Origin of the sequence: Glycomyces buryatensis, assembly GCF_004912275.1 — a bacterium.
GTDB classification, from domain to species: Bacteria; Actinomycetota; Actinomycetes; order Mycobacteriales; family Micromonosporaceae; genus Glycomyces; species Glycomyces buryatensis.
This window is the reverse complement of record NZ_STGY01000073.1, coordinates 60,671-87,367: the sequence shown is the minus strand read 5'-3', so window position 1 is coordinate 87,367 and position 26,697 is coordinate 60,671. Positions and strand designations below refer to the sequence as shown.

30 protein-coding genes and 2 pseudogenes are annotated in these 26,697 nt (G+C 67.0%); 2 read left to right on the top strand and 30 right to left on the bottom strand.

The window, feature by feature from the left end; translation table 11 throughout:
• Positions 1-259 precede the first annotated feature (259 nt).
• The 6 genes and pseudogenes from FAB82_RS22630 to FAB82_RS22605 all read right to left on the bottom strand — a co-directional run.
• Positions 260-1,471, bottom strand: a complete 1,212-nt coding sequence (locus FAB82_RS22630; protein ID WP_136536831.1) for an HNH endonuclease signature motif containing protein — start codon at positions 1,469-1,471, stop codon at positions 260-262.
• 398 nt (positions 1,472-1,869) lie between these two features.
• Entirely contained in the window at positions 1,870-3,408 is a 1,539-nt protein-coding gene (locus FAB82_RS22625; protein ID WP_136536830.1) for an RICIN domain-containing protein, read from the bottom strand.
• Between the two features lie 161 nt (positions 3,409-3,569).
• Positions 3,570-4,472: a carbohydrate ABC transporter permease gene (locus FAB82_RS22620; RefSeq protein WP_136536829.1), complete on the bottom strand. Its 903-nt coding sequence runs from the start codon at positions 4,470-4,472 to the stop codon at positions 3,570-3,572.
• Positions 4,473-4,481: 9 nt separating this feature from the next.
• Positions 4,482-5,405 carry a carbohydrate ABC transporter permease gene (locus FAB82_RS22615; RefSeq protein WP_136536828.1) on the bottom strand — a complete coding sequence of 308 codons (924 nt, stop codon included), beginning with the start codon at positions 5,403-5,405 and terminating at the stop codon, positions 4,482-4,484.
• Positions 5,406-5,448: 43 nt separating this feature from the next.
• The gene (gene ngcE / locus FAB82_RS28155; protein ID WP_136536827.1) at positions 5,449-6,864 is read right to left on the bottom strand and encodes an N-acetylglucosamine/diacetylchitobiose ABC transporter substrate-binding protein; all 1,416 of its coding nucleotides are present in this window, start codon (positions 6,862-6,864) and stop codon (positions 5,449-5,451) included.
• Between the two features lie 82 nt (positions 6,865-6,946).
• Positions 6,947-7,882, bottom strand: a pseudogene (locus FAB82_RS22605) (MurR/RpiR family transcriptional regulator); the annotation flags it as partial.
• Between the two features lie 112 nt (positions 7,883-7,994).
• On the opposite strand from FAB82_RS22605, the gene FAB82_RS28150 reads away from it, so the two are divergent.
• Positions 7,995-8,948, top strand: coding sequence for an N-acetylglucosamine kinase (locus tag FAB82_RS28150; protein ID WP_136536825.1), 954 nt, complete (start codon positions 7,995-7,997; stop codon positions 8,946-8,948).
• Positions 8,949-9,043: 95 nt separating this feature from the next.
• On the opposite strand, the pseudogene murQ reads toward FAB82_RS28150, so the two are convergent.
• Positions 9,044-9,943: pseudogene (gene murQ, locus FAB82_RS22595) on the bottom strand (N-acetylmuramic acid 6-phosphate etherase); the annotation flags it as partial.
• A 98-nt stretch (positions 9,944-10,041) separates the two neighbouring features.
• Here murQ and FAB82_RS22590 point away from each other — a divergent pair.
• Positions 10,042-10,923 (top strand): MurR/RpiR family transcriptional regulator, encoded by an 882-nt coding sequence (locus FAB82_RS22590; protein ID WP_136536824.1) that lies wholly within the window; start codon positions 10,042-10,044, stop codon positions 10,921-10,923.
• An 87-nt stretch (positions 10,924-11,010) separates the two neighbouring features.
• On the opposite strand, the gene FAB82_RS22585 is transcribed toward FAB82_RS22590, so the two are convergent.
• The 23 genes from FAB82_RS22585 to fusA form a co-directional block, all read right to left on the bottom strand.
• Positions 11,011-11,679: a peptidoglycan recognition protein family protein gene (locus FAB82_RS22585; RefSeq protein ID WP_136536823.1), complete on the bottom strand. Its 669-nt coding sequence runs from the start codon at positions 11,677-11,679 to the stop codon at positions 11,011-11,013.
• A gap of 103 nt (positions 11,680-11,782) precedes the next feature.
• Positions 11,783-12,481, bottom strand: a complete 699-nt coding sequence (locus FAB82_RS22580) for a GH25 family lysozyme (RefSeq protein WP_342799480.1) — start codon at positions 12,479-12,481, stop codon at positions 11,783-11,785.
• Between the two features lie 228 nt (positions 12,482-12,709).
• Complete coding sequence (locus FAB82_RS22575; protein WP_211116778.1) at positions 12,710-14,503, bottom strand: glycoside hydrolase family 3 protein; 1,794 nt, start codon at positions 14,501-14,503, stop codon at positions 12,710-12,712.
• A 165-nt stretch (positions 14,504-14,668) separates the two neighbouring features.
• Complete coding sequence (gene rplR / locus FAB82_RS22570) at positions 14,669-15,064, bottom strand: 50S ribosomal protein L18 (RefSeq protein ID WP_136536820.1); 396 nt, start codon at positions 15,062-15,064, stop codon at positions 14,669-14,671.
• Positions 15,064-15,603, bottom strand: coding sequence for a 50S ribosomal protein L6 (rplF, locus tag FAB82_RS22565; RefSeq protein ID WP_136536819.1), 540 nt, complete (start codon positions 15,601-15,603; stop codon positions 15,064-15,066). The genes rplR and rplF overlap by 1 nt, the downstream gene beginning before the upstream one ends.
• Before the next feature lie 15 nt (positions 15,604-15,618).
• The gene (rpsH, locus tag FAB82_RS22560) at positions 15,619-16,026 is read right to left on the bottom strand and encodes a 30S ribosomal protein S8 (protein ID WP_136536818.1); all 408 of its coding nucleotides are present in this window, start codon (positions 16,024-16,026) and stop codon (positions 15,619-15,621) included.
• Between the two features lie 75 nt (positions 16,027-16,101).
• On the bottom strand, positions 16,102-16,287 hold the full coding sequence (locus FAB82_RS22555; RefSeq protein WP_136536817.1) for a type Z 30S ribosomal protein S14: 186 nt from the start codon (positions 16,285-16,287) through the stop codon (positions 16,102-16,104).
• Positions 16,287-16,856 carry a 50S ribosomal protein L5 gene (rplE, locus tag FAB82_RS22550; RefSeq protein WP_136536816.1) on the bottom strand — a complete coding sequence of 190 codons (570 nt, stop codon included), beginning with the start codon at positions 16,854-16,856 and terminating at the stop codon, positions 16,287-16,289. The genes FAB82_RS22555 and rplE overlap by 1 nt, the downstream gene beginning before the upstream one ends.
• The gene (gene rplX / locus FAB82_RS22545) at positions 16,856-17,170 is read right to left on the bottom strand and encodes a 50S ribosomal protein L24 (protein WP_136536815.1); all 315 of its coding nucleotides are present in this window, start codon (positions 17,168-17,170) and stop codon (positions 16,856-16,858) included. The genes rplE and rplX overlap by 1 nt, the downstream gene beginning before the upstream one ends.
• A gap of 3 nt (positions 17,171-17,173) precedes the next feature.
• Complete coding sequence (rplN, locus tag FAB82_RS22540; RefSeq protein WP_136536814.1) at positions 17,174-17,539, bottom strand: 50S ribosomal protein L14; 366 nt, start codon at positions 17,537-17,539, stop codon at positions 17,174-17,176.
• Positions 17,540-17,551: 12 nt separating this feature from the next.
• On the bottom strand, positions 17,552-17,821 hold the full coding sequence (rpsQ, locus tag FAB82_RS22535) for a 30S ribosomal protein S17 (RefSeq protein WP_136536813.1): 270 nt from the start codon (positions 17,819-17,821) through the stop codon (positions 17,552-17,554).
• Positions 17,818-18,051 (bottom strand): 50S ribosomal protein L29, encoded by a 234-nt coding sequence (gene rpmC / locus FAB82_RS22530; protein ID WP_136536812.1) that lies wholly within the window; start codon positions 18,049-18,051, stop codon positions 17,818-17,820. The genes rpsQ and rpmC overlap by 4 nt, the downstream gene beginning before the upstream one ends.
• Positions 18,051-18,479 carry a 50S ribosomal protein L16 gene (gene rplP, locus FAB82_RS22525; RefSeq protein WP_136536811.1) on the bottom strand — a complete coding sequence of 143 codons (429 nt, stop codon included), beginning with the start codon at positions 18,477-18,479 and terminating at the stop codon, positions 18,051-18,053. The genes rpmC and rplP overlap by 1 nt, the downstream gene beginning before the upstream one ends.
• A 5-nt stretch (positions 18,480-18,484) precedes the next feature.
• Entirely contained in the window at positions 18,485-19,309 is an 825-nt protein-coding gene (gene rpsC, locus FAB82_RS22520) for a 30S ribosomal protein S3 (protein ID WP_136536810.1), read from the bottom strand.
• Positions 19,309-19,776, bottom strand: a complete 468-nt coding sequence (rplV, locus tag FAB82_RS22515) for a 50S ribosomal protein L22 (protein WP_136536809.1) — start codon at positions 19,774-19,776, stop codon at positions 19,309-19,311. The genes rpsC and rplV overlap by 1 nt, the downstream gene beginning before the upstream one ends.
• Positions 19,777-19,813: 37 nt before the next feature.
• Complete coding sequence (rpsS, locus tag FAB82_RS22510) at positions 19,814-20,095, bottom strand: 30S ribosomal protein S19 (RefSeq protein WP_136536808.1); 282 nt, start codon at positions 20,093-20,095, stop codon at positions 19,814-19,816.
• 3 nt (positions 20,096-20,098) lie between these two features.
• Positions 20,099-20,941, bottom strand: coding sequence for a 50S ribosomal protein L2 (rplB, locus tag FAB82_RS22505; RefSeq protein WP_136536807.1), 843 nt, complete (start codon positions 20,939-20,941; stop codon positions 20,099-20,101).
• Between the two features lie 22 nt (positions 20,942-20,963).
• The gene (gene rplW / locus FAB82_RS22500; RefSeq protein WP_026922764.1) at positions 20,964-21,278 is read right to left on the bottom strand and encodes a 50S ribosomal protein L23; all 315 of its coding nucleotides are present in this window, start codon (positions 21,276-21,278) and stop codon (positions 20,964-20,966) included.
• On the bottom strand, positions 21,275-21,925 hold the full coding sequence (gene rplD, locus FAB82_RS22495) for a 50S ribosomal protein L4 (RefSeq protein WP_136536806.1): 651 nt from the start codon (positions 21,923-21,925) through the stop codon (positions 21,275-21,277). Before rplD ends, rplW begins: the two co-directional genes overlap by 4 nt.
• Positions 21,926-21,927: 2 nt before the next feature.
• Positions 21,928-22,575, bottom strand: a complete 648-nt coding sequence (gene rplC, locus FAB82_RS22490; RefSeq protein WP_136536805.1) for a 50S ribosomal protein L3 — start codon at positions 22,573-22,575, stop codon at positions 21,928-21,930.
• A gap of 8 nt (positions 22,576-22,583) precedes the next feature.
• Positions 22,584-22,892 (bottom strand): 30S ribosomal protein S10, encoded by a 309-nt coding sequence (gene rpsJ / locus FAB82_RS22485; protein ID WP_026922761.1) that lies wholly within the window; start codon positions 22,890-22,892, stop codon positions 22,584-22,586.
• A 381-nt stretch (positions 22,893-23,273) separates the two neighbouring features.
• The gene (gene tuf / locus FAB82_RS22480) at positions 23,274-24,467 is read right to left on the bottom strand and encodes an elongation factor Tu (protein ID WP_136536804.1); all 1,194 of its coding nucleotides are present in this window, start codon (positions 24,465-24,467) and stop codon (positions 23,274-23,276) included.
• A gap of 121 nt (positions 24,468-24,588) precedes the next feature.
• Positions 24,589-26,694, bottom strand: coding sequence for an elongation factor G (gene fusA, locus FAB82_RS22475; protein WP_425461595.1), 2,106 nt, complete (start codon positions 26,692-26,694; stop codon positions 24,589-24,591).
• Between the last annotated feature and the right edge of the window lie 3 nt (positions 26,695-26,697).

Below are 26,697 nucleotides of genomic sequence, written 5' to 3'. Positions count from 1 at the left end.
CGTGTGTACAGGTCCGACCGAAACCGGTTCAACGCAGCGATTTCCGCTTCACGTGCGTTGGTCGAATCATGTTGGTCCACAACAGCAAACATCCGCGCGCGTGCCCTCGATGACCACGAAGTTCACCCGTATCACTCAAATGACGTTAAAACGCAAGCCGGGAATGTTCGCCCGTACGGCTCGATTTGGCGAGTTTCTTGTAGCAAGTGGGGCTGGGGAGTGCCAAATTTACTCCTTATTGGAGTTGATAGCTAGGACGTCAATTGATACAATAAGTACTCAAAATGCTATGTTCTTTGTTCTTCTGTGTGTGGATGCGGCCGTGGTGGAAGCGGCACAGCAGGATCAGGTTGTCCGCGTTCGTGTCACCGCCGTCGGCCCAGTGCACGATGTGGTGGGCTTCGGTCCAGGCGATGGGCCGGTCGCAGTTGTGCCAGGCGCACCCGCCGGGTTGCTCGGCTTCGAGTTTGCGGCGCAGGGCGGTGTTGGGGAGTCGTTCTTGGCGGCCGAGTTCGACTACTTCACCGGTCGCATAGTCGTAGACCATGGGGATGACGCTGCCCTCGCAGGCCAGCAGGCGGGCCTTGGCGAGGCTGATCGGCCGGCCTTCGAGGGTGGGGGTGCGTCCGGTGTCGTAGCCTTGCAGGGTTTCCAGGTCGCACAGGAGCGAGAGGGTCGCGGTGTGGCCGTGCCGGGTCGGTGCGTCGGGGCTGGTGCCGTAGGCGGCGAGCATCTGGTGGAGCGCTTCGGCGTTCCGGTTCGCGGCGGCGGGCAGGTCGCCGTCTTGGTCGGCTTCGTCTTGGCGGGGCGGGGGGACGGCGGTGGCGAGCATCTTGGCGAATAGGGCACCGGTATCGGCCGAGAGTTGTCCGTTCAGGGTCCACATGCCGTTGGGCTGCTCGGACAGTTCCAGGTATTGCAGGGACTGCTCCCCGAGCCCTTCGAACAGCTCCGCGCTCTCAGCGAGGGACGCTTCGATCTCGGCCAGGTGTGCCTTGAGGTCTTTGAACGGCGCGTGCGCGCAGTACTGGACGATGAGCGCTTCCGGAGTCGCACACACGGTCTGGGCGTCGAAGGGAGAGGGGACCGCCTCGCGGTACGGCGTCTTCGCGTACAGGCGCATCGCAGGAGTCTTGTCCAACTGGCGCACGGCATAGGCGACCGGGTCGATCCTGGCCGCCTGCGACGTCGCCGCAGTGGCGAGGAGGGTGAACTTCCGGGAACGGCGAGCGATCGCGGCCAGGTCGGAGGCGATCTGCTGATGGAAGTCGAAGGTCGACACCAGCCATTCCCGGAGGGCGGAGAAGCCGTCGAAGTCGCGGTGGATGTTCGCGGTCTTCGCCTCGATCACATGCGCCAGCACCGAAGCATGGGCGGCATTGATCAGTGCCGCCGACTCATCGAGCGCGGTGTGGATGGTCGCTGACTTGGCCCGCCGGTCAGGGCCGGTGCTGGTGGGGTTCGGGGCCATCGATGTCACCTCCTCAACGCGTTTGCTCCTCGAACAGGGTTCCTGTCTTGGTGCTCCTGTTCTATGCCTCAATGGTGACACATGACGGGTCTGACTGCATCACTCGATCGGGTGAATGATGGCGGTGTTTTCCCTGCTCAAGTGCCTCGTCACCTGCGGTCGGGCGTGTCGCGGGGCCGCCCTCCCCGCTCTGCCGTCGCTGCCCGCCTGAAGCCCGAGTGCCGCGGGACCGGGCACCGGGAACGCCCGCCCGGGAAAGTGCCCGCTCCGCCGTCGCTGCCGCCTTTTGCTTGAAGCCCGCACCGAACCGCGCAGCAGGGGACACCGCACCGGTCCGCTCCGGCTCTCGTGAAGCCGGGGCGGACCGGTGCTGAATCAGGGGAAAGGCGACCACCCATCTACGCGGGGCTGCCCGGGATCTCCCACAGTTGGGCGGCCGAGGAACCGCAGGCGGCCTGGACGATGCCCACGTTGTTCCCGCTCTGGCCGCCCTCGGGCTGGAGGCACAGCCCCGAGATCCGGGCGACGATCCGGTAGAGGCCGTCCGCGGCCGGCTCCAGCGTGAAGCGCTGGTTGGCACCGTTCCAGCAGCCCCACTGGCCGACCGGGGCGCCTTCGGCGGTGGACTCGTCGAGCACGTCGAGGCACCGGCCGGTGGCGGTGTTGGCGATGGAACCGGTGCTGGACCCGGGGTAGACGGGGTCGAAGGTGAAGCCCTGCTGGGTGCCGCCGTGGCAGTCGTACTGCTGGAGCAGCACGCCGTCGTCGGCGCTGCCGTGCGGGACGTCGAGGCACTTGCCGGTGCCGGAGTTGACGAAGGTGGAGTTCCAGGGGCTGCCGTCGTCGCCGCCCGGAATGCCTTCGACAGTGCCGGCGGCGGTGTCGATGCTCAACTGCGAGAACCAGTCCATGTCGAGGCTGGTGGCCGACGGGAACTCCAGCGGGAGCCAGACGTATTCGCTGTCGTTGGGGGTGCCGCCGAACTGCGGCCCCCAGCGGTCGCCCATGTAGAGGTAGTCGGTCCCGGCGCTGCCGCTGATCTCGGTGACGTAGGTGGACTGCGAGCCGAAGGTGGTCGAGTCGCCGAAGTTCGTCCAGCCCGACCAGGGGCCCGCGGGGAAGTTCGTGGTGGTCGCGTACTGCGCCTGGTTGGCGTTCCAGCCGGTGGCGCCGGAGGTGATGAGGAAGTAGACGCCGTCGCGCTCGAGGATGGCGGGGGCCTCGCGGTGGTCGCCGTCGAAGCTGTAGAGCAGCTCCTCGACCCCGAGGTAGTCGTCCGTCAGCCGGTAGATGTGGAGGTCGTAGTTGCTGCGCGCGGAGGAGATGAGGTAGCCGGTGCCGTCGTCCACGAACAGGGTCATGTCGCGCGACTCGTGGTCGAGGGGACGGAAGGAGCCCTGGTAGGCGTAGTCGCCGTCGATGGTGTCCGACACCGCGACCGCCACTTCGGCGTCGCCGTAGTCCGTGCCGTTCTCTTTGTGCGCCCACATGACGTAGGTGTCGTTGGACTCGTTGTAGATGACCTTCGGGCGCTCGATATTGGCCGGGTCGAGGTCGGGGTCGGAGTCCTTGGTGAGGATGTCGTTCGCGTGGGTCCAGTTGACCAGGTCGGGCGAGGAGTACATGGAGACGGCGTTGAAGAGGAAGCCGTTCTCGATGCGATTCTCCCCCACCATGTAATAGGTGTCGCCGTCTTTGAGGATGCCGCCGCCGTGGGCGTGCATGAGTTCGCCCGTGGTGGTGGTGATCTGCTGGCCGTTGTCGAACACGACTGCCTCCTGGGTACCGATTTCCGCTGCGCCCCCATCGGTCTGGGCCTGCGCCGCGAGGCCGGAGGTGGCCGCAGTGAGGATAAGCCCGGAGAGGCCGGCCAGCGCGAGCAGGCCGCTCCGCCAGCGCCTCGTGGGACCGGATCCGGGTTGCCTGGTAGGTGACATCGTCGTCTCCTTCGAAGGGTTTAATCGAACAATGTAGATATTTCCACAGATTTCGACACTTGTAAACACCCTTCGTATAACCAGTTTACGAACTGGCGGCACGGAGGCCCCATCGACCCGGGGCGCAACAGGGGACGCCCGGTGGGCGCCCCCGGGAGCGACTACTTGATGGCGCCGGCGGTCAGGCCGGCCTGGATCTGGCGTTGGAAGATGACGTAGGCGAGGAAGATCGGGACCATCGCCAGGACGGTGCCGGCGAAGAGCGCGCCCGGGTCGCCTTCGTAGCCTTGGCGCAGTGCGAGGTTGGCCAGGCCCTGGGAGATGACCGCGTCCTCCGGGTTGCGGCTGAGCAGCACCAGCGGCAGCAGGAACTGGTTCCACTGGCCGATGATGTTGAAGATCGTGATGGCGATCAGGCCCGGTTTGGCCATGGGCAGCATGACCTGGAAGAACAGTCGGTAGTGCCCGGCGCCGTCGATGAGGGCGGCCTCGGCGACTCCCGTTGGCAGCGTTCGGAAGAACGCGGTCAGGAAGAACACCGTGAACGGCAGCGAGTAGGCGATGTAGACGATGACCAGGCCGGGGTAGGTGTTCAGCAGCCCGACGTTCTGGAGGGTCTTGAACAGCGGGAACAGGGCCAGGAACACCGGGAACATCATGCCGCCGGCGAACATGAAGTACAGCAGGCGATTGCCCCGGAACTCGTAGCGCGCGAGCACGTACGCGGCCATGGCGCCCAGCAGCATGGTGCCGAACACGGAGAAGACCATGACCTGGAGGGTGTTGAGGAAGTACCCGCCGATGTGCCCGTTGGTCCAGGCGTTGACGTAGTTCTCCCACCGCGGGGTCTCGGGCAGTCCGAGCGGGTCGACGGCGATCTCGCGCGCGGATTTGAAGGAGGTCAGCACGATCCAGGCGACCGGGACGATCACCATGACCGCCCACAGCCACAGGAAGGCCTGGGAGAACACGTTCATGACGCGGCCCTCGACGCGCGGGGCGTCGGGCGTGCGGGGCGGATCCGGTTGGGCTGTTTCGGCCTTCGCGGGGGTCTGGGTGGCCATGCTCGCTCCTCAGTATTCGATCTGCTCGCGCCGGCCGAAGCGCAGCGAGACGACGGCCAGGGTCAGGGCGGCGAAGAACAGGACCACGCCGAGCGCGGACGCGAACGCCTGCTCCCCGTTGTTGAAGGCGTACTTCCAGATGACGCCGCCGACCACTTCACTCGCGGAGTCGGGGCCGCCTCGGTCGGGCGTCATCATGTACACCAGCACGAACACGTCCAAGGCCACAATGGACAGATAGATCCAGGCGGTCTGGACCGAATCCCACAGCAGCGGCAGGGTGATCTTGAAGAAGGTCTGGATGCGCCCGGCACCGTCGATGATCCCCGCCTCGTACAGGTCGCGCGGGATCGAGGCCATCGCCGAGGAGAAGAACACCAGGTAGAACCCGACCGAACTCCACACCAGGACGGCGATGACGCTGACGAGCACGAAGCGCTTGTCGGCCAGGAAGCCGTTGACCGGGGCGGGCAGCCCGAACAGGTCGAGCGTCCCGGTGATGAGCCCGCCGAAGTTCTGGGGGGCGTACACCTGCTGCCACAGGATGCCGACGATCGCGACCGACAGCACCTGCGGGAAGAAGTAGACGATCTTGTGGAAGCGCGCGCCCCGCACGCCCTCGATGCGGCCCTGGCGGCTGCGCCCGCCGATGTTCAGCATGAACGCGAAGAACAGGCCCAGCGCGATCGTGATGACCGGCAGGGCCACCACGATGATCGCGGTGTGCCGGATGGCCGGCATGACCAGGTTCTCGTCCTTGAACAGGTTGACGTAGTTGTCCAGGCCGATGTAGTTGAACTGGTTGCTCGATCCGCTCCAGTCGGTGAGCGAGATCTGGAAGGCCTGAGCGAACGGCAGGATCACCAGCCAGGCGTACAGCCCGACCGGCAGCGCCAAGAAGCTCAGGATGAACGGGTACTTGCCGTGTCTCATGAGAGGTCCGTTCTGCTCAGGCCGTCTTTCGTCCCCTGCTCGCTCACTCGTCGTGCGTGAACTTCTCGATGTTGTCGTCGGCGGCGGTCTCGTCCGCGACGGTCTGCATCCGCTCGATGAGCTCGTCAGGGGTCGACTCCCCCGACATGAGCGCCCCGAGGGCGGCCCGGACCTCGTCGTCCATCGTCTTGTACCAGAAGCGGAACCGCGGCTGGAACAGGTTCTCCGGGTCGGCCACCAGAGCGTCGGTCGCCTTCGCGGCCGGATTGTCGAGCACGACGCCCTTGACGACGGTGGTCGCCTGCACGGTGTCGCCGAAGATCTGCGAGCCCTCCGCCGAGAGCATGATCCGCAGGTACTCGGCCGCGCCGGCGAGGTTCGTCGCGTTCTTGGGCACCACGAACGGCTCCTCGCCGCCGGCGCTGATCAGCCCCGGCTGCACGCTGCCTTCGAGGTAGGGCACGCCGATCGGCATGTACTCGAAGTCCTCGGGCGCGATCGCGCTCTGCTCATTGGGAAGCCACGAACCGCACGGGATGAACGCGGCCCGGTCCTCGTTGAACGCCGTCTGCGACTGGATGTGGTCGATGCCCGGCGTCCCCTCCAGGATGTAGCCGGACTCCCAGAGCCCGTACATGGCTTCGGCCGCGGCCCTGACCGAGTCGTGGCGCCACGCGTCCGGCTCGAGGTGGTCGATGGCCCGCACGACCTCGACGCCGCCGTGGCGCCCGGCGAGCATGAGGAACCAGTCGTACAGGTACACCGGGTGCTTGCCGGCGTACGTCCACGGCGCGATGCCCTCGGCCTTGATGTCCTCGCACAGCGCGAGCATCTCGTCCCACGTGGCCGGGGCGGTCCATCCCTTGTCGCGGAACAGCTTCGCGTTGTACCAGATCGTCCACGCCGAATAGACGTAGTTGAGGACGTAGAACTCGCCGTTGAACATGCCCGACTCCAGGACGCCGTCGCGCAGCGTCTCGCGCACGGTCACCTCGGGGTCGTCGTAGGACGGCGCGTCGAGCAGCGGCGTCAGCTCGACCAGCTCGCCGTCGCTGACGAGCGAGTCGAGCGGGATCTGCTGGGCACCCGAGTTGTCGAGCACGTCCGCGGGCTTGCCCTCGGCGAAGCGCGGCTGCTGGGTCTCGGAGATGGCCTGCGTGGCCAGGAACTCGATCTCGGCGTCCCCGAACGCCTCGTTGTACAGCGCCTGGTGCTGCACGGCGTACTCCTTGCCGAAGCCGCCGTCGAAGATGACGACGTCCAGCGGTGCCTCGGGGTCGACGCCGAACGGGTTCTCGGGGTCGTCACCGAGGGTGATCTCCTTGACCCCGCCGTCGTCACCGCTGGTGGCGCAGGCGCCGAGCGAGGTCGCGGCCAGGCCGGCCGCGGTGGAGCCGAGGAGCAGTCGTCTGGTGAACAGGGGGTTTGGAGTGATGGGATCGGGCGGGTTCTTCCTCATGGGTTCGCTCCTTTGAAGGGTGACTGCGCTGCGCCTGGGTGTGGCGCCAACTTCGGTGTCGGACTAAACGATCGGTCTGCCGGCTACTGGATGAGTGGTCGGGCCGGTGCCCCACCACCGCTCGGGCGCGGGACTCCAAGGCCTCCATGGTCTTCGGGAACCGCCGCTGGGCCACCGCGATGTGCACCAGGTCGACCACGAGCAGCTCGGAGTGGCGCGACGCGAGCAGGTCCGCGCGGTGGCTGGTCCGCCTGGCCGCCGAAACCAGGCACACGTCGGCGATCTCGGCCAGCGGCGACTCCGGGCAGGCGGTCACCGCGACGGTGAGGGCGTTCTGGCTGCTCGCCTCGCTGAGCATCTCGATGGTCTCGGCGGTCGTGCCCGAGTGCGAGTGCGCGATGGCCACGTCGCCCTCTTCCAGCAGCGCGGCGCTGGCCAGCGCGTCGTGGACCTCGGTCCACACCCAGGCCGCGACGCCGGTGCGGTAGAAGCCCATCTGGAGTTCGCGGGCCACGATGGCGCTGGATCCGACGCCGTAGACGTCGACGCGGCGGGCCGCCGACACGGCGGCGGCGACGCGTTCGACGGCGGCGAGGTCGAGGGTGTCGACGGTGTCGCGCAGCATGGTGGCGTCGATGGTGATGAGCTGCTTGAGGACCCGGTCGAGCGGGTCGTCGGGGGCGATCTCCTGGCCGATATTGATGTCCCAGCCGCTTTCGCGGCTGGCGGAGGCCCGGCCGGTCTCGGTGGCGATGGCGACGCGCAGGGCGGCGTAGCCGTCGTAGCCGAGGTGGCGGCAGAAGCGGGTGATGGTGCCGGGGGACGTGCCGGAGAGTTCGGCGAGATCCATGATCGTGGCGTTGGCGGCGGCCTCGGGGTCGGCCAGGACCTGCTCGGCGACCTTGGACATGGCGTCGGAGAGCTCGCCGCCCTGGCGGCGGATCCGTTCCAGGACACCGGTTCTGGGAGGTGCCACGGCGAGGGTCGGTGCGGCGGCGTCGGTCCTGTTATCGTCCACGTGACGGCCCTTCATTACGGATGGGTACAAGAAAAACTATTATCTAGGCCACACTCGTGTCAAGATCACGAGAATTATTTTTACGCGCCCACACCGCTATCGGGAGACCCTCATGGAACCGAAACTCGCCGTCGGCCTCGACGCCGGCGGCACCAGCACTCGCGCGGTGCTCATTGACGAGACCGGCGCGGTGCTCGGCACAGGCGCGTCCGGGCCCGCCAATCCCGTTGGGGGCGACCGGGACATCGCAATGTCCAACATGGCGCTGGCGGTGCGCCGGGCGCTCGGCGGGATCGACCCGTCGGCGATCGCGGCCGTGTGCGCCGGGTGCGCCGGGGCGCTGTCGATGACCGAGGAGGTGCGCACCGTCGCCGCCGAACTCAAGCGGCGCTTCGTGGTCGACTGCGATGTAGAGCTCGTCTCGGACGCCGTCGTCGCCTTCGCCGCCGGTTCCTCCGCCCCCGACGGGACCGTGGTGGTCGCCGGGACGGGGGCGGTCGCGTTCAGCATTCGCGGCCGGGAACCGTACCGGCGCTCCGACGGCTACGGCTGGCTGTTCGGCGACGCGGGCTCGGGGTTCTGGATGGGCCGCGAGGCGGTGCGCGCGACCCTTCGCCATATCGACGGCAATGGCCCGGGCGGGCGCCTCGTCGAGGCCATCATCGCGGCCGTCTCGCCGGAGAGCCAGCGCTCGGGCGCCTTGGTGGCGAAGGCGATGGCCGACCCGCCTGCCCGCTTGGCGCGCCTGGCGGCCCTGGTGTGCGAGTCGGCCGACGCGGGCGACGCGGTGGCGAAGTCCATCGTGGCCAGGGCGGTCGGCAACCTGGCCGAGTCGGTCGCGTTCGTGGTCGAACGTGACCAGCCCATCGTCATGGCCGGGAGCCTCCTCACCCGGCCCACCCCGGTGGCGAGCCTGCTCCAGGAGCGGTTCCGCCTGGTCTACCCCAAGGCCGGGATCTCGAAGGCCACGGACCCGGCGGTCGGCGCCGCCTGGCTCGCGGCCCGCGCCTTCCAGCCCGACCCCGAGGCCAGGACCCGGCTCCACCGCCAACTCGCCTGGCGATAGCGGGGCCCCGGCCTCCGAATCCCTCTAACCCGCTCGTCCCCGAATCCCTTGATCCTCTTGATCCTTAAGGACTCCGAAGGCCCGGCCAAGGCGCCGGAGAGCTTCCCTCCCACGCTCTCCAGACGCCGGTCGGCCTCGGCCGCATCGAGACCGTGTTCGATCATGACCACCGCGGTCTTGATGCGGTTGTCCGCCTCGGCCAGGCACCGCTCCGCGGTTTCGTATGCGGCGCCGGTGATCTCGCAGATCATGCGGGCGGCGCGGTCGGCCAGCTTGGAGTTGAGGACGCGCATGTCGACCATGTAGTTGCGGTAGACGCGTCCGAGTTTGACCATGGTGATCGTGGAGATCATATTGAGCACGAACTTCTGGGCCGTGCCGGATTTGAGCCGGGTCGAGCCGGCCACCACCTCGGGGCCGACGTTCACCTCGATCGCGTGCTCGGCGACGTCCGACAGGGCCGAGCCGGTATTGCAGGACAGTCCGACGGTCAGCGCCCCGCGGCGGCGGGCCTCGCGGACGGCGGCCACCACGAACGGGGTGCGGCCGCTGGCGGCCAGGCCGACCACGGCGTCGCCGGGGCCGATGTCGGCGGCGACGATGGCCCGCGCCCCGGCGGCGGCGTCGTCCTCGGTGCCCTCCACGGCTCCGCCCTCGGCGGCGCGGCCGCCGGCCAGGATGGCCTTGATGAGGTCGGGGTCGGTCGAGAACGTCGGCGGACACTCGGCGGCGTCCATGACGGCCATCCGCCCGGCGGTCCCGGCCCCGACGTATCTCAGGCGCCCGCCCCGGGCCAGGCGCTCGGCCACGGCGTCGATCGCCGCGGACACCTCGGGGAGCACGGCCGCGACGGACTCGGCGACCGTCGCGTCGGCATCGTTCATGGTGCGCGCCAACTCCAGCGTCGACAATCGGTCGATCCCCGCATAGCGCGGATCGGCACGTTCGGTTGACAGCGTTGCCAGTCGGGCGCGCTCGGGCGGCCGCTCGGTCATATCACTCACAGTGGCGAGCCTAGCTCAATGAAGAGAAATTTCACCCGCGTAACAGTAGTTGAAGAAACGTACCGTTTGCGCGGGTGTAGCGTGACGGCATGTCAGCGAGCCGTACCGATCCGCCGAACCTCCTGGTGTCCATCAAATCCGTCCTGCCCTCATTGTCCAAGGCTGAGACGAAGGTCGCCCAGGAGATCATCCGCGAGCCCGAGGCCGCCTCGACGCGCACCATCACCGAACTGGCCCACGCGGCCGGGACCTCCGAGGCGACCGTGGTGCGGTTCTGCCGCTCGCTCGGGCTGGCGGGGCACCGGGAACTGCGGATGCGGGCGGCCCAGGCCGTCATCGGCACCGGTGAGGGCCCCGACCGGGAGATCGCGGGCGGCGACATCCCCTCGGGCGCCGACATGTCGCGGATCATCGCGACGATCAGCTACGCCGATGTCGGGGCGATCACCGACACCGCCGACGCACTCGACACCGAGGCCTGCGAGGCGGCCGTGGCCGCGCTCGCGGCGGCGGGGCGGATCGACGTGTTCGGGGTCGAGGCGTCGGGAATCGTCGGCGCCGACCTGACCAAGAAGCTGCACCGCATCGGCTGCACGGCGTTCAACTGGCCGGACGTGCACTCCGCGCTCGTGGCGGCGTCGCTGGCGGGCAATAAGGATGTGGCCGTGGCGATCTCGCACTCGGGGGCGACGACGGAGACGGTCGAGTTCCTGGAGGCCGCCCGCGACCGGGACGCGACCACGATCGCGATCACCAACCACGCCCGCTCCCCGCTGGCGCGGGCGGCCGACTACGTGTTGACCACCGCAGCGAGGGAGACGACCTTCCGCTCGGGCGCGACCGTCAGCCGCATCGCGCAGCTGATGGTGGTGGACTGCCTGTTCGTCGGGGTAGCGGCCCGGCGACGGCAACGAACGGCCAAGGCCCTCGCCGCCACCGCCGCGGCGGTATCGAACCGCCAACGAGTCTGAACCACAAGTCCGTCGGACCCGGGGGCACCATTGGAAGAGGCGGGACCCCAGGGGTCCAATTTGTTGGCAAACACCGCTTTCGCCCGCTTACTCGCCCCTCGCGGCCTCTACTTCCTCCCGCAGCTGCGGGAGCATCTCGTGGAAGATCCCCGGGCACAGCGTCGAGTTGAAGTCCACGTGCCCGTAGATCTCCTCCGACTCAATCCCGTACTGGTCCGCCGCGAACGCGCACACCGACACCAGCGCCGCCCACTGCTCCGCGGTGGGCTCCGCGCCGTCGTGGTACGAGCCCTCGTTCGAGATCCCCAGCGCCTGCGAGTTCTGCCCCGAGGTGTGGATGCCCTGGATAAAATGGCCGCCGTCGCGCAGCGCCTCGAGACTCCCCGTCGTGCCCTCCGTCAGGAAGCCGCCCCGGCTCACGATGAAGTTGTAACCCGTGTCGCGCCAACCGTTCCCGTCCATGTGCAGGTCCTGCACCCACTGCGCGTGAAGGTGCGCCTGTTCGCGCGAGAAGTCCTCGGTGTTCGCCGAGACCGTGTGGTGCACGATGAGCTTGTTCGGGCTGCCCGTGATCACCGGGTTGGTGCCGCCCGGCGCTCGCGCGCCCCAATCCTCGGTCGAATCGATCTCGGGCTCGGCCGCCTCGGCGTTCGCGCTCGGCATCGCCGCGAAACCGGCCGCGCCCGTGACACCGAACAGTCCGACCGCCCCGGCCCCGAGCAGGAGCCTGCGCCGGATGAGTTGCGAGTCGTTCATTGCCTGCCTCCGCTGAATCGGGACGGCCCGCGGCCTCTGGTTCGAGGCCGCGGGCCGTCGCATCACGCCGCGGGCGGGTCCCGGTCGGGCCCCGCCCCCGTCGCTAGGTGTTGTTGGCCAGGGCCAGCAGGCGGGCCTGCGAGCCGTTGAAGTTATTGCGGTCGACGTTCCCGGAGATGCCCGAGACCGAACCGCTCGACGTGTACTGCCAGAACGTCCACGTCGTGGAGCTCCACCCCGCCGGTCGCGTCGGCGAGGACGCGCCCCAGTGGGCCACCCACAGCGGGCTCTTCGAGGCCATGCCCGTCCACGAACCCGTGCAGGAGTTCCACCACGAAGCGGTGGTGTAGATGACGACGTCGCGTCCGGTGGCCGCCTTGTACGTGTTGTAGAAGTCGGTGATCCACGAGCGCATCGCCGAGGTGCTCAGCCCGTAGCAGGCCGCGCCGGAGGGCGGGGCCTCCAGGTCGAGCGCGCCGGGCAGGGTGAGGTTGTCGGCCGACCACGCGCCGCCATTGGCGACGAAGTAGTTCGCCTGCGCCGCACCGCTGGAGGAGCCGGGGCGGGCGAAGTGGTACGCGCCGCGGATGACGCCGGCGCCGTGCGCCGCGGGGTAGTTGGTGTTGAAACGGGGGTCCTTGTAGGTGGTGCCCTCGGTGGCCTTGATGTAGGCGAAGTCGATGCCCGCGGCCTTGACCGAGGCCCAGTTGATCGAACCCTGGTAGTGGGACACGTCGATGCCGGATGGCTGCGTCTGCGCCTGGGCCGGGCTGGCCCAGGTCAATCCGGTCGTGGTGAGGATGATGGAGGCGAGCAGGACGATCGCGGCGCGGATTCTGCGGCGGCGTGGTCGGCTTGCACCCTTTGACGATTCGTTCACACGAGACTCCCAGTTCGTCAGGAGATCTGGCTTTCGGGGGTAAGCGCCCGGTATGGCACTTGAGACTCAGTATGGTGAAAAGTTCCATCCAAAGTCAACCGTGTGAAAATAACTTTCCGAAATCTGCGGGTAAAGACCAGCGGTATGGGCCTAGTACGACAGGCCGTGACCGCGTTCGAACAGGATCGTGTCGGGGCCTGCGGCAGTCGGGACGTCGACCGGGAGCTTCCCCTCCGGCCCCTGCCCCATGATCACCTTCGCCAGGGACGCCAGGGAAGCGGCGGTGTACGAGTACGTCGCCAGGGCCGGCGCGTCCTCGGGCAGGTGCGCGGCGTCGTACGGGGTCCCCACCGCGGCCGACACCAGCGGCGCGCCCGCCTCCCGCAGCGCCGCGATCAGATCGATCTGGCTCGAGGAGGCCGCGACCTTGTACGTCACCGCCACCACCAGGTCCCTGTCCTCGGCCGCCGCCACTGCGGCGTCGATCGCGGCCTGGTCCGGCGCATCGCCGGTCACCAGCGTCTGTGCGTCCACCCCGAGCGAGGCGAACGCGTCCACGAGCCGCGCCGTCGTGTTCTCGCCCCAACCGGTCACCAGCACGCTCGCGGCCGTCGCCGGCAGCGTGCCGTCGTTGCGCAGCAACGTGACCGAGCGGTCGGCGATATCGGCGGCGGCCGCCAGGCCCGCCTCCGTCCCGACCGACTCCAGCGCCTTGTCGGGGTCGACGAACGGGTCGCCGGTCAGCCCGCGGGCCCACTTGAGCGACAGCAGCCGCCGCACTGAGGCGTCGATGCGCTGCTCCGTCAACTCCCCCGCCTCGACCGCCGCCAGCACCGCGTCGCGCGCCAGCCGGAAGTCCGGCGGCATCAGCAGCAGGTCCGCCCCGGCCTGGAGCGCCATCACCGGGACGTCCTCGTCGCCGTACTCGGTCCGCACGCCCTCCATCTCCAGCGAGTCGGTCACGATCACACCCTCGTACCCGAGCCGGTCGCGCAGCAGCCCGGTGAGGATCGGCTCCGACAGGGTGGCCGGCAGCAGCGACTCGTCCAGAGCCGGGAACTGGAGGTGCGCCGACATGATCATGTCGGCGTCGACCGCGATGGCGGCCTTGAACGGCGGCGCGTCGATCTCCTCCCACTCCTCGTAGGTGTGGGTGATGACCGGCAGCCCCACGTGGCTGTCCACGTCGGTGTCCCCGTGGCCGGGGAAGTGCTTGGCGCAGGCCGCCAGATTCGTCGTCTGGTAGCCCATGATCTGCGCCGACGTCATCTCGGCGACCGTGTCCGGATCCGAGGAGAACGACCGCACCCCGATCACCGGATTGGCCGGGTTGACATTGACGTCCGCATCGGGCGCGAAGTTCAGGTTCAGGCCCAGGGCTCCCAGTTCGTCCCCCGCGAGCTGCGCCGCGTCCTGTGCGGCCCCGGCGTCCCCCGTGGCGCCCAGCGGCATCGCGCCGGGGAACTGCGTGACCGGCTCGGCGATGCGCGCCACCGTGCCGTACTCCTGGTCCACCGCGACGAACAGCGGCACCCCCTCGTCGGCGGTCGCCGCCTCCTGGAGGCCATTGGAGAGCCGGGCTATCTGCTCGGGGTCTTCCACATTGTTCGCCCAGTTGAAGTAGATGATCCCGCCCGGACGGCATTCGGTGATGAACGCGGCCGCATTGTCGGCGCCCAGGTGGTCCCGGTTCGCGGCGACGTCATCGGGATCATCGGTATCCGCGCTGGTGCCGTGGGCGTAGACCATGAACAACTGGCCCACCTTGTCCTCCAGGGACATCGCCGCCAGCCGGTCCTTCACGTATGCCCTGCGTCGCTCCACCGCATCATCGTGCCCCGCCTCGTCAAGGGGCACGCCGCCGGACTCGGCGTAGGCGACCGCGGCCCCGGCCAGGCCCACCGCCCCCACCGCGCCGGAGGCGAGGAGCGTCTTGCGCGTCATTCGAACGGATCGCAATCGGGGGATACGCATTCGCCCAGTCTTACCCCTTCGAGTCGGGGCAATCAAGGACGAGGTGCCGTGATCCCCACTATTCACCCGAAGGACAGCAAAAAAGGCCGGGGCGGAGCTGGGCTCCGTCCCGGCCTCTTCAAGCCGTTCTAAATACTAGAACTTCAGGCCGTTGTCGCGGGCGGCGTCGGCCAGGGCCGCAACGCGGCCGTGGTACTTGACACCACCGCGGTCGAACACGACCGCTTCGACACCGGCTTCCTTGGCGCGCTCGGCGACCAGCTTGCCGACCTCTTTGGCCTTGGCGGTCTTGTCGCCTTCGAAACCCTTCAGGCCAGGCTCGACCGTCGACGCGGCGGCCAGGGTGTGGCCCTTCACGTCGTCGATGACCTGGGCCACGATGTGCTTCGAGGAGCGGAAGATCGCCAGACGAGGCTGCTCGGCGGTGCCGAGAACCTTCTTGCGGCCGCGGAAGTGGCGCCGGTTCTTCGCGATCCGGCGGCGCTCGGAGACGGACCCTGACGGGCGTCGCTGCTCCAGTTTGCTCGCCATTACTTACCTGCCTTTCCGGCCTTGCGGCGGATACGCTCGTCGACGTACTTCACGCCCTTGCCCTTGTAGGGCTCCGGCGGACGCAGTCGGCGGATGTTCGCGGCGACCTGGCCGACCAGCTGCTTATCGATGCCCTCGATGTGCAGCAGGGTCGGACGCTCGACCTTGAACGAGATGCCGTCCGGGGCGTCGACCTGGATGGTGTGGGAGAAGCCGAGGCTCATCTCCACGCCAGCACCCTTGGCCTGGGCCCGGTAACCGGTGCCGTTGATCTCGAGGGACTTCTTGTAGCCCTCCGAGACGCCGACGACCATGTTGTTGACGAGGCTGCGGGCCAGGCCGTGCAGGGCCCGGGACTTGCGCTCGTCGTTGGGGCGGGTGACCTGGATCAACCCGTCCTCGCTCTTCTCAATGCCGATGGGCTCGGGCAGCTCGCGAGCGAGCTGGCCCTTCGGGCCCTTCACGGTGACCGTCGCGCCGTCGATGGTGATATCGACGCCGGAGGGCACCTGGATCGGCTGCTTCCCAATGCGGGACATGCTTAATACCCTCCTTTACCAGATGTACGCGACGACTTCGCCGCCCACGCCGCGCTTGCGAGCCTGACGGTCCGTCAGGAGGCCCTGGGACGTGGACACGATGGCCACACCCAGACCGCCGAGGACGCGCGGAAGCTCAGTGGACTTGGCGTAGACCCGCAGACCCGGCTTGGAGACGCGGCGCAGGCCCGCAAGGGACCGCTCGCGGCGCTCGCCGAACTTGAGATCGACGACCAGGGTCTTGCCGACTTTGCCCTCTTCAGGCTCCTCGACACGCCAGCCGGCGATGTAGCCCTCGCGCTGCAGGACCTCCGCGATGGAGACCTTCATCTTCGAGTGCGGCATCGACGTGGTGTCGTGGAAAGCCTGGTTGGCGTTTCGCAGACGGGTCAACATGTCTGCGATCGGGTCGGTCATTGTCATTGGCTGTGTTTACCTTTCTCACCCCGGTTCCCCCGGCCGGTACACCGACCGGAGGCCTGTAGCGATTCGCGTTTTTTACCAGGAAGCCTTGTGGACACCCGGGAGCTCGCCGGCGTGCGCCATGTCGCGCACGCAGATCCGGCAGAGGCCGAACTTGCGGTAGACGGCCTTGGGCCGGCCGCACTTCTGGCAGCGGGTGTAGGCGCGCACGGCGAACTTCGGCTTCCGCTTCGCCTTCGCGATGAGGGCTTTCTTCGCCATTAGTCGTTCTCCTTGAACGGGAAGCCCAGGTGCCGCAGCAGCGCCCGGCCTTCATCGTCGGTCTTCGCGGTGGTCACCAGGGTGATGTCCATACCGCGAACCCGGTCGATCTTGTCCTGGTCGATCTCGGGGAACACCGCCTGCTCGGTCAGACCGAAGGTGTAGTTCCCGTTGCCGTCGAACTGCTGGTCCGACAGCCCGCGGAAGTCGCGGATGCGCGGCAGCGCCAGCGACAGGACCCGGTCGAGGAATTCCCACATGCGGTCGCCGCGAAGGGTGACCTTCGCGCCGATCGCCTGGCCCTCGCGGAGCTTGAACTGCGCGATCGACTTCTTGGCCAGACGCACCAGCGGCTTCTGCCCGGTGATCGTGGCCAGGTCCGCCAGGGCCCCGTTGATGAGCTTGGAATCGCGAGCGGCTTCGCCCACGCCCATGTTCACCACGATCTTGGTCAGACCGGGGATCTGGTGGATGTTGCCGTACTTGAACTCTTCGGTCAGCTTCGGCCTGATCTCGGACTTGTAGGTCTCCTTCAGGCGCGGAGCGACCTTCTCTGCGACATCAGTCATTAGAGGTCCTTACCCGTCCGCTTCGAAATCCGGACCTTGCGGTCGTCGTCACCGAAGCGGTAGCCCACGCGGGTGGGCTGGTTGTCGGCGTCGAGCACGGCCACGTTGGACACGTGAATCGACGACTCCTGGGTGACGATCCCGCCGGTGCGGGATCCGCGCGAGGTCTGGCCCGCCTTGGTGTGCTTGGTGATGCGGTTGACGCCCTCGACGAGCACGCGCTCGCGGTCGGGGTAAGCCTCCAGCACCAGGCCCTCGGCGCCCTTGTCCTTGCCCGCTGTGACGCGGACTCGGTCGCCCTTCTTGATCTTCATCTCTTACAGCACCTCCGGTGCGAGGGAGATGATCTTCATGAACTGCTTGTCGCGCAGTTCGCGGGCAACCGGCCCGAAGATACGGGTCCCTCGCGGTTCGCCGTCCTTGACGAGGACAGCGGCGTTCTCGTCGAACTTGATGTACGAGCCATCGGGGCGGCGGCGCTCTTTCACCGTCCGCACGATGACAGCCTGCACGACGTCGCCCTTTTTCACCCCGGCACCCGGGATGGCGTCCTTGACGGAGGCCACGATCGTGTCGCCGATACCGGCATAGCGTCGGCCAGAGCCGCCCAACACCCGGATGCACAGGATCTCCCGCGCACCGGTGTTGTCGGCGACCTTCAGCCGCGACTCTTGCTGAATCACGTCCCGATCTCCCTACTTGGCCTTCTCAAGGATCTCGACGATGCGCCAACGCTTGGTCTTCGACAGCGGCCGAGTCTCCATGATGGAGACGCGGTCGCCGATGCCGGCGTCGTTGTTCTCGTCGTGGGCCTTGTACTTCTTGTTGGACCTGATGACCTTGCCGTAAAGCGCGTGCTTCTTGCGGTCTTCGACTTCGACGACAGCGGTTTTATCCATCTTGTCGCCAACGACCAGGCCTTCAAGCACCTTGCGCCGACCGCGAGTCTGAGTTTCCTCGCTCACTTCTCAACCTCCTCCGGCGTGGCGCTGAGGCCGAGCCGGCGCTCGTTCATGACGGTGTAGATCCGCGCGATCTCTTTGCGAACCAGGCCGAGCATGTGGTTGTTCTCCAGCTGGCCGGTTGCGCCCCGGACCCGCAGGTTGAACAGCTCTTCCTTCTTCTCCAGGAGTTTGGCCTGGAGTTCCTTGTCGCTGAGCTCGCGGAGCTCACCCGTGTCGATACCAGTCGCCATCACTGCTCACCTGCGCCTTCACGCGTAACGATGCGGCACTTCATGGGCAACTTGTGGATCGCCCGCATCAGTGCCTCGTGGGCGACGGTCTCAGTCGGGTACGAGATCTCGAACATCACTCGACCCGGCTTGACGTTGGCCACCCAGAACTCGGGCGAGCCCTTACCGGAACCCTGACGGGTCTCGGCCGGCTTCTTGGTGATGGCGCGGTCCGGGAAGATGTTGATCCAGACCTTGCCGCCACGCTTGATGTGGCGGGTCATCGCGATACGAGCCGCCTCGATCTGGCGGTTGGACACGTAGCTGTGCTCCAACGCCTGGATGCCGTACTCGCCGAACGTAACCCGGGTGCCGCGAGTCGCCTTGCCCTTGCGCTTGGGCGCGTGGGGCTTGCGGTAACCGCGCGGCGGTTTCCGTGGCATGAGCATTTCGCTTAGCCCTCCTGCTTCTTAGTCTCGGCAGGCGCCGCGGCCGGAGCCTCGGCGGGAGCACCGGCAGTGGCGGGAGCGCCCTGACGGGCTCGGCCGCCTCGGCCGCGTCCTCCGCGAGCCTGGCCGCCGCCTCCGCGGCCGCCGCGCTCGCCTCCGCCGCCGCTCTCGCGACGACGCTGCACCTGCTCGGCCTGCTCCTTGAGCGTGGCCTCACCCTTGTAGATCCAGACCTTCACACCGATGCGGCCGAACGTCGTGTGGGCCTCGAAGAGGCCGTAGTCGATGTTCGCGCGCAGCGTGTGCAGCGGGACCTGGCCCTCGCGGTACTGCTCCGAGCGGCTCATCTCGGCGCCGCCGAGGCGACCCGAGCACTGAACCTTGATGCCCTTCACAGTCGGGTTGCGCATGGACGACTGGATCGCCTTGCGCATCGCGCGACGGAAGTTGACACGGCTGGAGAGCTGCTCTGCGACGCCCTGGGCGACGAGCTGAGCATCGACGTCGGGGTTCTTGACCTCGATGATGTTCAGCTGCACCTGCTTGCCGGTGAGCTTCTCCAGGTTGCCGCGCAGACGGTCGGCCTCGGCGCCTTTTCGGCCGATGACGATGCCCGGGCGGGCGGTGTGGATGTCGACGCGAACCCGCTCGCGGGTGCGCTCGATCTCCACCTTCGAGATGCCGGCGCGCTCAAGGCCCTTGGTCATGAGCTCGCGGATCTTGACGTCCTCGCCGATGTACTCGGCGTACTCCTTGTCGGCGTACCAGCGCGACGTCCAGTCACTGCTGATGCCGAGGCGGTACCCGTGCGGGTGGATTTTTTGACCCATTACTCGGTCTCCTCCTTCTCAGCGGACTCGGACTTCGTGTCGGTCGTCGACTCTGCCGGCTTCGCGGCGGCCTTGGGGCGACGGATCGAGCCGGCGTCCACGGGAGCGGCCTGAACCGACTCCACGACCACGGTGATGTGGCTGGTGCGCTTGTTGATCCGATAAGCCCGGCCGTGGGCGCGGGGACGGTAGCGTCGCATCGTCGGGCCCTCGTCGACCTTGATCTCAGAGATCAAGAGCGACTCGGGGTCGAGGCCAAGGTTGTTCTCCGCGTTGGCCTGAGCCGACGCGATGACCTTGTAGACGATCTCGGCCGCGCTGTAGGGCGCGAACTCGAGGGTCGTCAGTGCCTCGTCCACGGGCAGGCCACGCACGAGGTCGACGACGCGGCGCGCCTTGCGAGGTGCGACGCGGACATACCGCGCCGACGCGCGCGCCTTCGGAGCCTCCTGCTCCACTGTTGCCATCGTTCTAATCCTTCGTTCGTTACTTCAAGCCCGTGGCCTAGCGGCGACGGCTCTTGCGGTCGTCCTTGTCGTGGCCCCGGAACGTGCGGGTGGGAGCGAACTCCCCGAGCTTGTGCCCGACCATGTTCTCGGTGACGTACACCGGAACGTGCTTCCGCCCGTCGTGGACCCCGAAGGTCAGCCCGATGAAATCGGGAGCGATCGTGGAACGACGCGACCAGGTTTTGATGACGGTCTTGGACTTGGACTCGATCGCCGCGTCCACCTTCTTCTGAACGTGGTCGTCGATGAACGGGCCTTTTTTGAGGCTGCGACTCATGGCTTACTTACCCCGCTTCCGGCTGGCGTTGCGACGACGGACGATGAGCCTGTCGTTCGGGTGCTTCCTCTTCCGAGTGCGACCCTCAGGCTTACCCTGCGGGTTCACCGGGTGGCGGCCACCGGACGTCCGGCCCTCGCCACCACCGTGCGGGTGGTCGACCGGGTTCATGACGACACCGCGGACGGTCGGGCGCCAGCCCTTCCAGCGCATACGGCCGGCCTTACCCCAGTTGATGTTGCCCTGCTCGGCGTTGCCGACCTCGCCGACAGTGGCGCGGCAGGTCACCTGGACCAGACGGATCTCGCCGGAGGGCATGCGCAGGTGCGCGTACTTGCCTTCACGGGCGAGCAGCTGGATCGACGCGCCGGCCGAGCGGCCCAGGGTGGCACCGCCACCGGGCTTGAGCTCCACCGCGTGCACCGTCGTACCGACGGGGATGTGGCGCAGCTCCAGCGAGTTGCCCGGCTTGATGTCGGCCTCGGGGCCGTTCTCAATCACGTCACCCTGCTTGATCCCCTTGGGGGCCAGGATGTAGCGCTTCTCGCCGTCGGCGTAGTGCAGCAGCGCGATGTTCGCGGTGCGGTTCGGGTCGTACTCGATCTCCGCGACCTTCGCCGGCACGCCGTCCTTGTCGTGGCGACGGAAGTCGATCACGCGGTAACGGCGCTTGTGTCCGCCACCGCGGTGACGGGTCGAGATCTTGCCCGAGTTGTTGCGGCCGCCGGTCTTGGTGATCGGACGGACCAGCGACTTCTCAGGCGTCGAACGGGTGATCTCGGCGAAGTCGGAGACGCTGGAGCCACGACGCCCAGGCGTCGTCGGCTTGTATTTGCGAATAGCCATAACTGGTTAACTCCCTGCGTCCCTAAGAGATCTGTCCGCCGAAGATCTCACCGAGACGACCGGGGTCGCCCTCGACGGTGACGATCGCGTGCTTGACGCTCTTACGCTGGCCCCAGCCGTCACGGGTGCGCTTGCGCTTCCCGTCCCGGTTCAGGGTGTTGACGCTCTTGACGTCCACACCGAAGATCTGCTTGACGGCGATCTTGATGTGGCTCTTGTTGGCGCGCGGGTCGACCTCGAAGGTGTACTTGCCCTCACCGAGGAGGGTGTAGGTCTTCTCCGAGATGACCGGCTTGATGATGATGTCGCGCGGGTCGGCGACGGTCACTTCGCTCATGCCGCGACCTCCTGCTCGGTCCTGTCAACGATGAACGCCTCGATGGCGCCCTCGGTGAACACGATGTCCTCGTTGTTGAGCACGTCGTAGGTGTTGACCTGGCCCCACTGGAGGATGTGGACCCCCGGGAGGTTGCGCAGGCTGAGCTCGGCCGTGTTCTCCTCGCGGGAGAGCACTACCAGGACCTTCTTGGCGGTCGAGGTGTTGGCCAGAGCGGCCTTGGCGTCCTTCGTCTTCGGGGACTCCCCGTCGACGATGGAGCTGATGACGTGCAGCTGCGCGTTGCGAACCCGGTCAGTGAGGGCACCCGCGAGAGCGGCCGTCTTCATCTTCTTGGGGGTCCGCTCGGCGAACGACCGCGGCTTGGGGCCGTGGACGACGCCACCGCCCTTGAACTGCGGTGCGCGAATCGAGCCCTGACGAGCCCGGCCGGTGCCCTTCTGGCGGTACGGCTTCTTGCCGCCACCGCGGACCTCACCGCGCGTCTTGGTGCTGGCCGTGCCCGAACGGGCTGCGGCGAGCTGCGCGGTGACGACCTGGTGCATGAGCGGGATGTTCGGCTCCACGTCGAAGATCGACGTGGGGAGCTCGATGGTCTTCCCGGTCTCTTTGCCAGCGGCGTCTTTGACTTTGATTTCAAGGCTCATGATTAGGCCACCTGCTTCACTGCGGTCCGGACGAGCACCAGGCCGTTCTTCGGGCCGGGAATGGCGCCGACGATCAGCAGCAGCCCGCGCTCGGCGTCGACCGCCTGCACCCGCAGGTTCTGCGTGGTGTGGCGGTTGCCGCCCATACGACCCGCCATGCGCATGCCCTTGAAGACACGACCCGGCGTGGCGCAGCCTCCGATGGAACCGGGGGCGCGGTGGACCTTGTGCGCACCGTGGCTGGCGGGGAGACCGCCGAAGCCGTGGCGCTTCATGACACCGGCGAAGCCCTTGCCCTTGGTCGTGCCCGTGACATCGACCACGTCGCCGGCCGCGAAAATCGTGGCCTCGATGGTCTGCCCGAGCTCAAAGGCGTCGGCGTCCGAGGTGCGCAGTTCGACGAGGTGGCGACGCGGTGCGACACCGGCCTTCTCGAAGTGGCCCTGAATCGGCTTGGTGACGTTCTTGAGTTTGATGTCGCCGAAGCCCAGCTGCACGGCCGAGTACCCATCGACATCGGGTTTACGAATCTGGGAGATGACATTCGGCCCGGCCTGCACCACAGTGACGGGAACGGCGCGGCCGTTCTCATCCCAAACCTGGGTCATGCCGAGCTTGGTGCCCAGGATTCCCTTGATCTGCCTGTCCATTGGTGCCCCTACAGCTTGATCTCGATGTCGACGCCCGCCGGCAGGTCGAGACGCATCAACGAGTCGACCGTTTTCGGGGTCGGGTCGAGGATGTCGATGAGGCGCTTGTGCGTGCGCATCTCGAAGTGCTCTCGCGAGTCCTTGTACTTGTGCGGCGACCGGATCACGCAGAAGCGGTTGATCTCAGTCGGCAGCGGCACCGGCCCGGAGATGGCAGCACCGGTACGGGTGACCGTCTCCACGATCTTGCGGGCCGAGGAGTCCACGACCTCGTGGTCGTAGGCTTTCAACCTGATGCGGATCTTCTGTCCCGCCATGATTCCTTACCTAACGTAAATTGGCTGTTCGGACCGCTCCACGCGGTCGGGCGTGTCGCGAGTTCAAGACGCACGTGGACACGGAAAGGCATCGCTTCGGTGTCTTGGCTCGCCCGCCTGCCCGCCGTGAACGGTCCCCCTCGGCAAGTGCCTACTGGGGCCCTCGGGCCGGGCGTGAGCATCAATGGGTGCCTCAAGGGCGCACTGATGCGAACGCAACCTGCATATTATGCCGTACCCTGCTCGACCTGAACAAACGGGGGCCGGGCGGCAGTGGGGCAGGTTACGAGTTGGAGTTGTAAGGCTGCGCTTCGCGGCCGGACCGGAGCCCGGCCGCGATGAAACCGGGGCGACCCTTGAGGGTCGCCCCGGAATACGGTCTTACTTGAGGACCTTGGTGACTCGGCCCGATCCGACGGTGCGGCCACCCTCGCGAATCGCGAAGAGCAGACCGTCGTCCATGGCGATGGGCTGGATGAGCTCCACCTTCATGTCGGTGTTGTCACCGGGCATGACCATTTCGGTGCCCTCGGGGAGGGTAACGACACCGGTCACGTCGGTGGTCCGGAAGTAGAACTGCGGACGGTAGTTGTTGAAGAACGGCGTGTGACGCCCGCCCTCGTCCTTGCTCAGGATGTAGACCTGGGCCTCGAACTCGGTGTGCGGAGTCGTGGTGCCGGGCTTGACGACGACCATGCCGCGCTCGACCTCTTCGCGCTTGGTGCCGCGGAGCAGGAGGCCCACGTTCTCACCGGCGCGCGCGTCGTCGAGGGTCTTGCGGAACATCTCGATGGCGGTGACCTTGGTGCTGATCGCGCCCTCGCGGATGCCGACGATCTCGACTTCCTCGTTGGGGAGCAGCACGCCGCGCTCGACGCGACCGGTGACCACGGTGCCGCGACCGGTGATCGTGAAGACGTCCTCGACGGGCATGAGGAACGGCTTCTCGGTGTCACGCTCGGGCTCCGGGACCGACTCGTCGACGGCGGCCATGAGCTCGGCGACCGCGGTCGTCCACTTCTCTTCGCCGTTGAGGGCGCCGAGGGCGGAGACCTGCACGACCGGGGCGTCGTCGCCCGGGAAGTTCTGGTCGGACAGCAGCTCGCGGACCTCCATCTCGACGAGCTCGAGGATTTCCTCGTCGTCGACCATGTCGGCCTTGTTGAGCGCCACGACGATGTAGGGCACGCCGACCTGGCGGGCGAGCAGCACGTGCTCACGCGTCTGCGGCATGGGGCCGTCGGCGGCGGACACGACCAGGATCGCGCCGTCCATCTGGGCCGCGCCGGTGATCATGTTCTTGATGTAGTCGGCGTGGCCGGGGCAGTCGACGTGGGCGTAGTGCCGGGACTCGGTCTGGTACTCGACGTGCGAGATCGAGATCGTGATGCCGCGCTGCTTCTCTTCCGGCGCGTTGTCGATCTCGTCGAACGGCGTGTACGGGTTCAGGTCCGGGTACTGCTCGTGCAGGACCTTGGTGATCGCCGCGGTCAGCGTGGTCTTGCCGTGGTCAACGTGACCCAGCGTGCCGATGTTCACGTGCGGCTTAGTCCGCTGGAACTTTTCCTTAGCCACTTCGTCCTCCTGTGGACTGAATAAATCTGGATTGACTTAACTGACCCATTGCATCGCGGATGCCCCGCCGGCAACAGGTGGGTTTCACGGGCGGGAGGGCAGGCTTGCCCTCCCGTTCCGTTTACTCGCCTGTCGCCTTGGCGATGATCTCCTTGGCGACGTTCGCCGGGACTTCGGCGTAGCTGTCGAACTGCATCGAGTAGTTCGCGCGGCCGGCCGTCTTCGACCGGAGGTCGCCGACGTATCCGAACATCTCCGACAGCGGCACCGTGGCCTTGACCGTGCGGTCGTTGCCCCGCTCGCCCATTTCCTGGATCGTGCCGCGCCTGGAGTTGATGTCGCCGATGACATCGCCCATGGATTCCTCCGGGCAGATGACTTCGACGGCCATCATCGGCTCGAGGAGCACCGGACGAGCCCGCTTCGCGGCCTCCTTCAGCGCCATCTTGCCTGCGATCTTGAAGGCCATCTCCGAAGAGTCGACCTCGTGGTACTGACCGTCGCTCAGCTCGAACTTGACGCCGACCAGCGGGTAGCCCGCCAGCACGCCGTCGGGCAGAGCGCTTTCGGCGCCGGCCTTGACCGACGGGATGTACTCGCGCGGAATGCGCCCACCCGTGATCTGGTCGTCGAACTCGAAGATCGGAGCGTCGTCGCCCTCCATCTTGAGCGGCTCGATGTTGACGATGACCCGCGCGAACTGACCGGAACCACCGGTCTGCTTCTTGTGCAGGTACTCGACCTTGTCGACCCGCTGGGTGATGGTCTCGCGGAACGCCACCTGCGGCTTGCCGATGTTGGCCTCGACGTTGAACTCCCGCTTCATGCGGTCGACCAAGATGTCGAGGTGCAGCTCGCCCATGCCGGAGATGATCGTCTGGCCGGAGTCCTCGTCGGTCTTGACCCGGAAGGTCGGGTCCTCCTCGGCGAGACGCTGAATCGCAGTGGCCAGCTTGTCCTGGTCGGCCTTCGACTTGGGCTCGATGGCCACGTCGATGACCGGCTCGGGGAAGATCATCGACTCCAGGATCACCATGTTCGACGAGTCGCTGAGCGTGTCACCGGTGGTGGTCTGCTTCAGCCCCTGCACGGCGATGATGTCGCCGGCGTGGGCCTCGCCGCGCTCTTCACGCTTGTTCGCGTGCATCTGGTAGATCTTGCCGATGCGCTCCTTGCGGCTCTTGGTCGAGTTCATGACCTGAGTGCCGGTCTCGATCTTGCCCGAATAGATCCGGGCGTAGGTGAGACGACCGAGGTGCTTGTCGGTGGCGATCTTGAACGCCAGGGCCGCGAAGGGCTCGTCGACGTCCGCGTGACGCTCGGCCGGGGTCTCGTTGTCGGTGAGAGTTCCCTGGATGGCCGGGATGTCGAGCGGAGAAGGCAGGTAGTCGACCACCGCGTCGAGCAGCGGCTGCACGCCCTTGTTCTTGAAGGCCGTGCCGCACAGCACCGGGTTGATCTGGTTCGCGATGGTGCCCTTGCGGATCGCGGCCTTGATCTCGGCGTTGGTGATCTCCTCGCCCTCGAGGAACTTCTCGGCGAACGCGTCGTCGATGTCCGAGAGGGTCTCGAGCAGCTTCTCGCGGTATTCGGCGGCCTGGTCGGCCAGGTCCGCGGGAATCTCCTCGACCGTGTACTCCTCGCCGAGACCGGTCTCGCCCCGCCACACCTTGGCGTGCATCTCGACCAGGTCGACGACGCCGATGAAGTCGGACTCGTTCCCGATCGGAAGCTGGATCACCGCGGTGTTGGAGTTGAGACGGTCCTGCATCATGTCGACGCAGCGGAAGAAGTTCGCACCGGTGCGGTCGAGCTTGTTGACGAAGCACATGCGCGGAACGCTGTACTTGTCGGCCTGACGCCAGACGTTCTCGGTCTGGGGCTCGACGCCCGCGACACCGTCGTAGACGGCGATGGCGGAGTCCAGCACACGCAGGGATCGCTCGACCTCGACCGTGAAGTCGACGTGGCCGGGCGTGTCGATGATCTGGATGACGTGGTCGTCCCACTCGCACTTAGTAGCAGCGGAGGTAATGGTGATACCCCGCTCCTGCTCCTGCTCCATCCAGTCCATGGTCGCGGCGCCGTCGTGGACCTCACCGATCTTGTGCGACACGCCCGTGTAGTACAGGATGCGCTCAGTGGTGGTGGTCTTGCCGGCGTCGATGTGGGCCATGATGCCGATGTTGCGGAGCTTGGCCAGGGCCTCGTTCGCTTTATTAGCCACGAT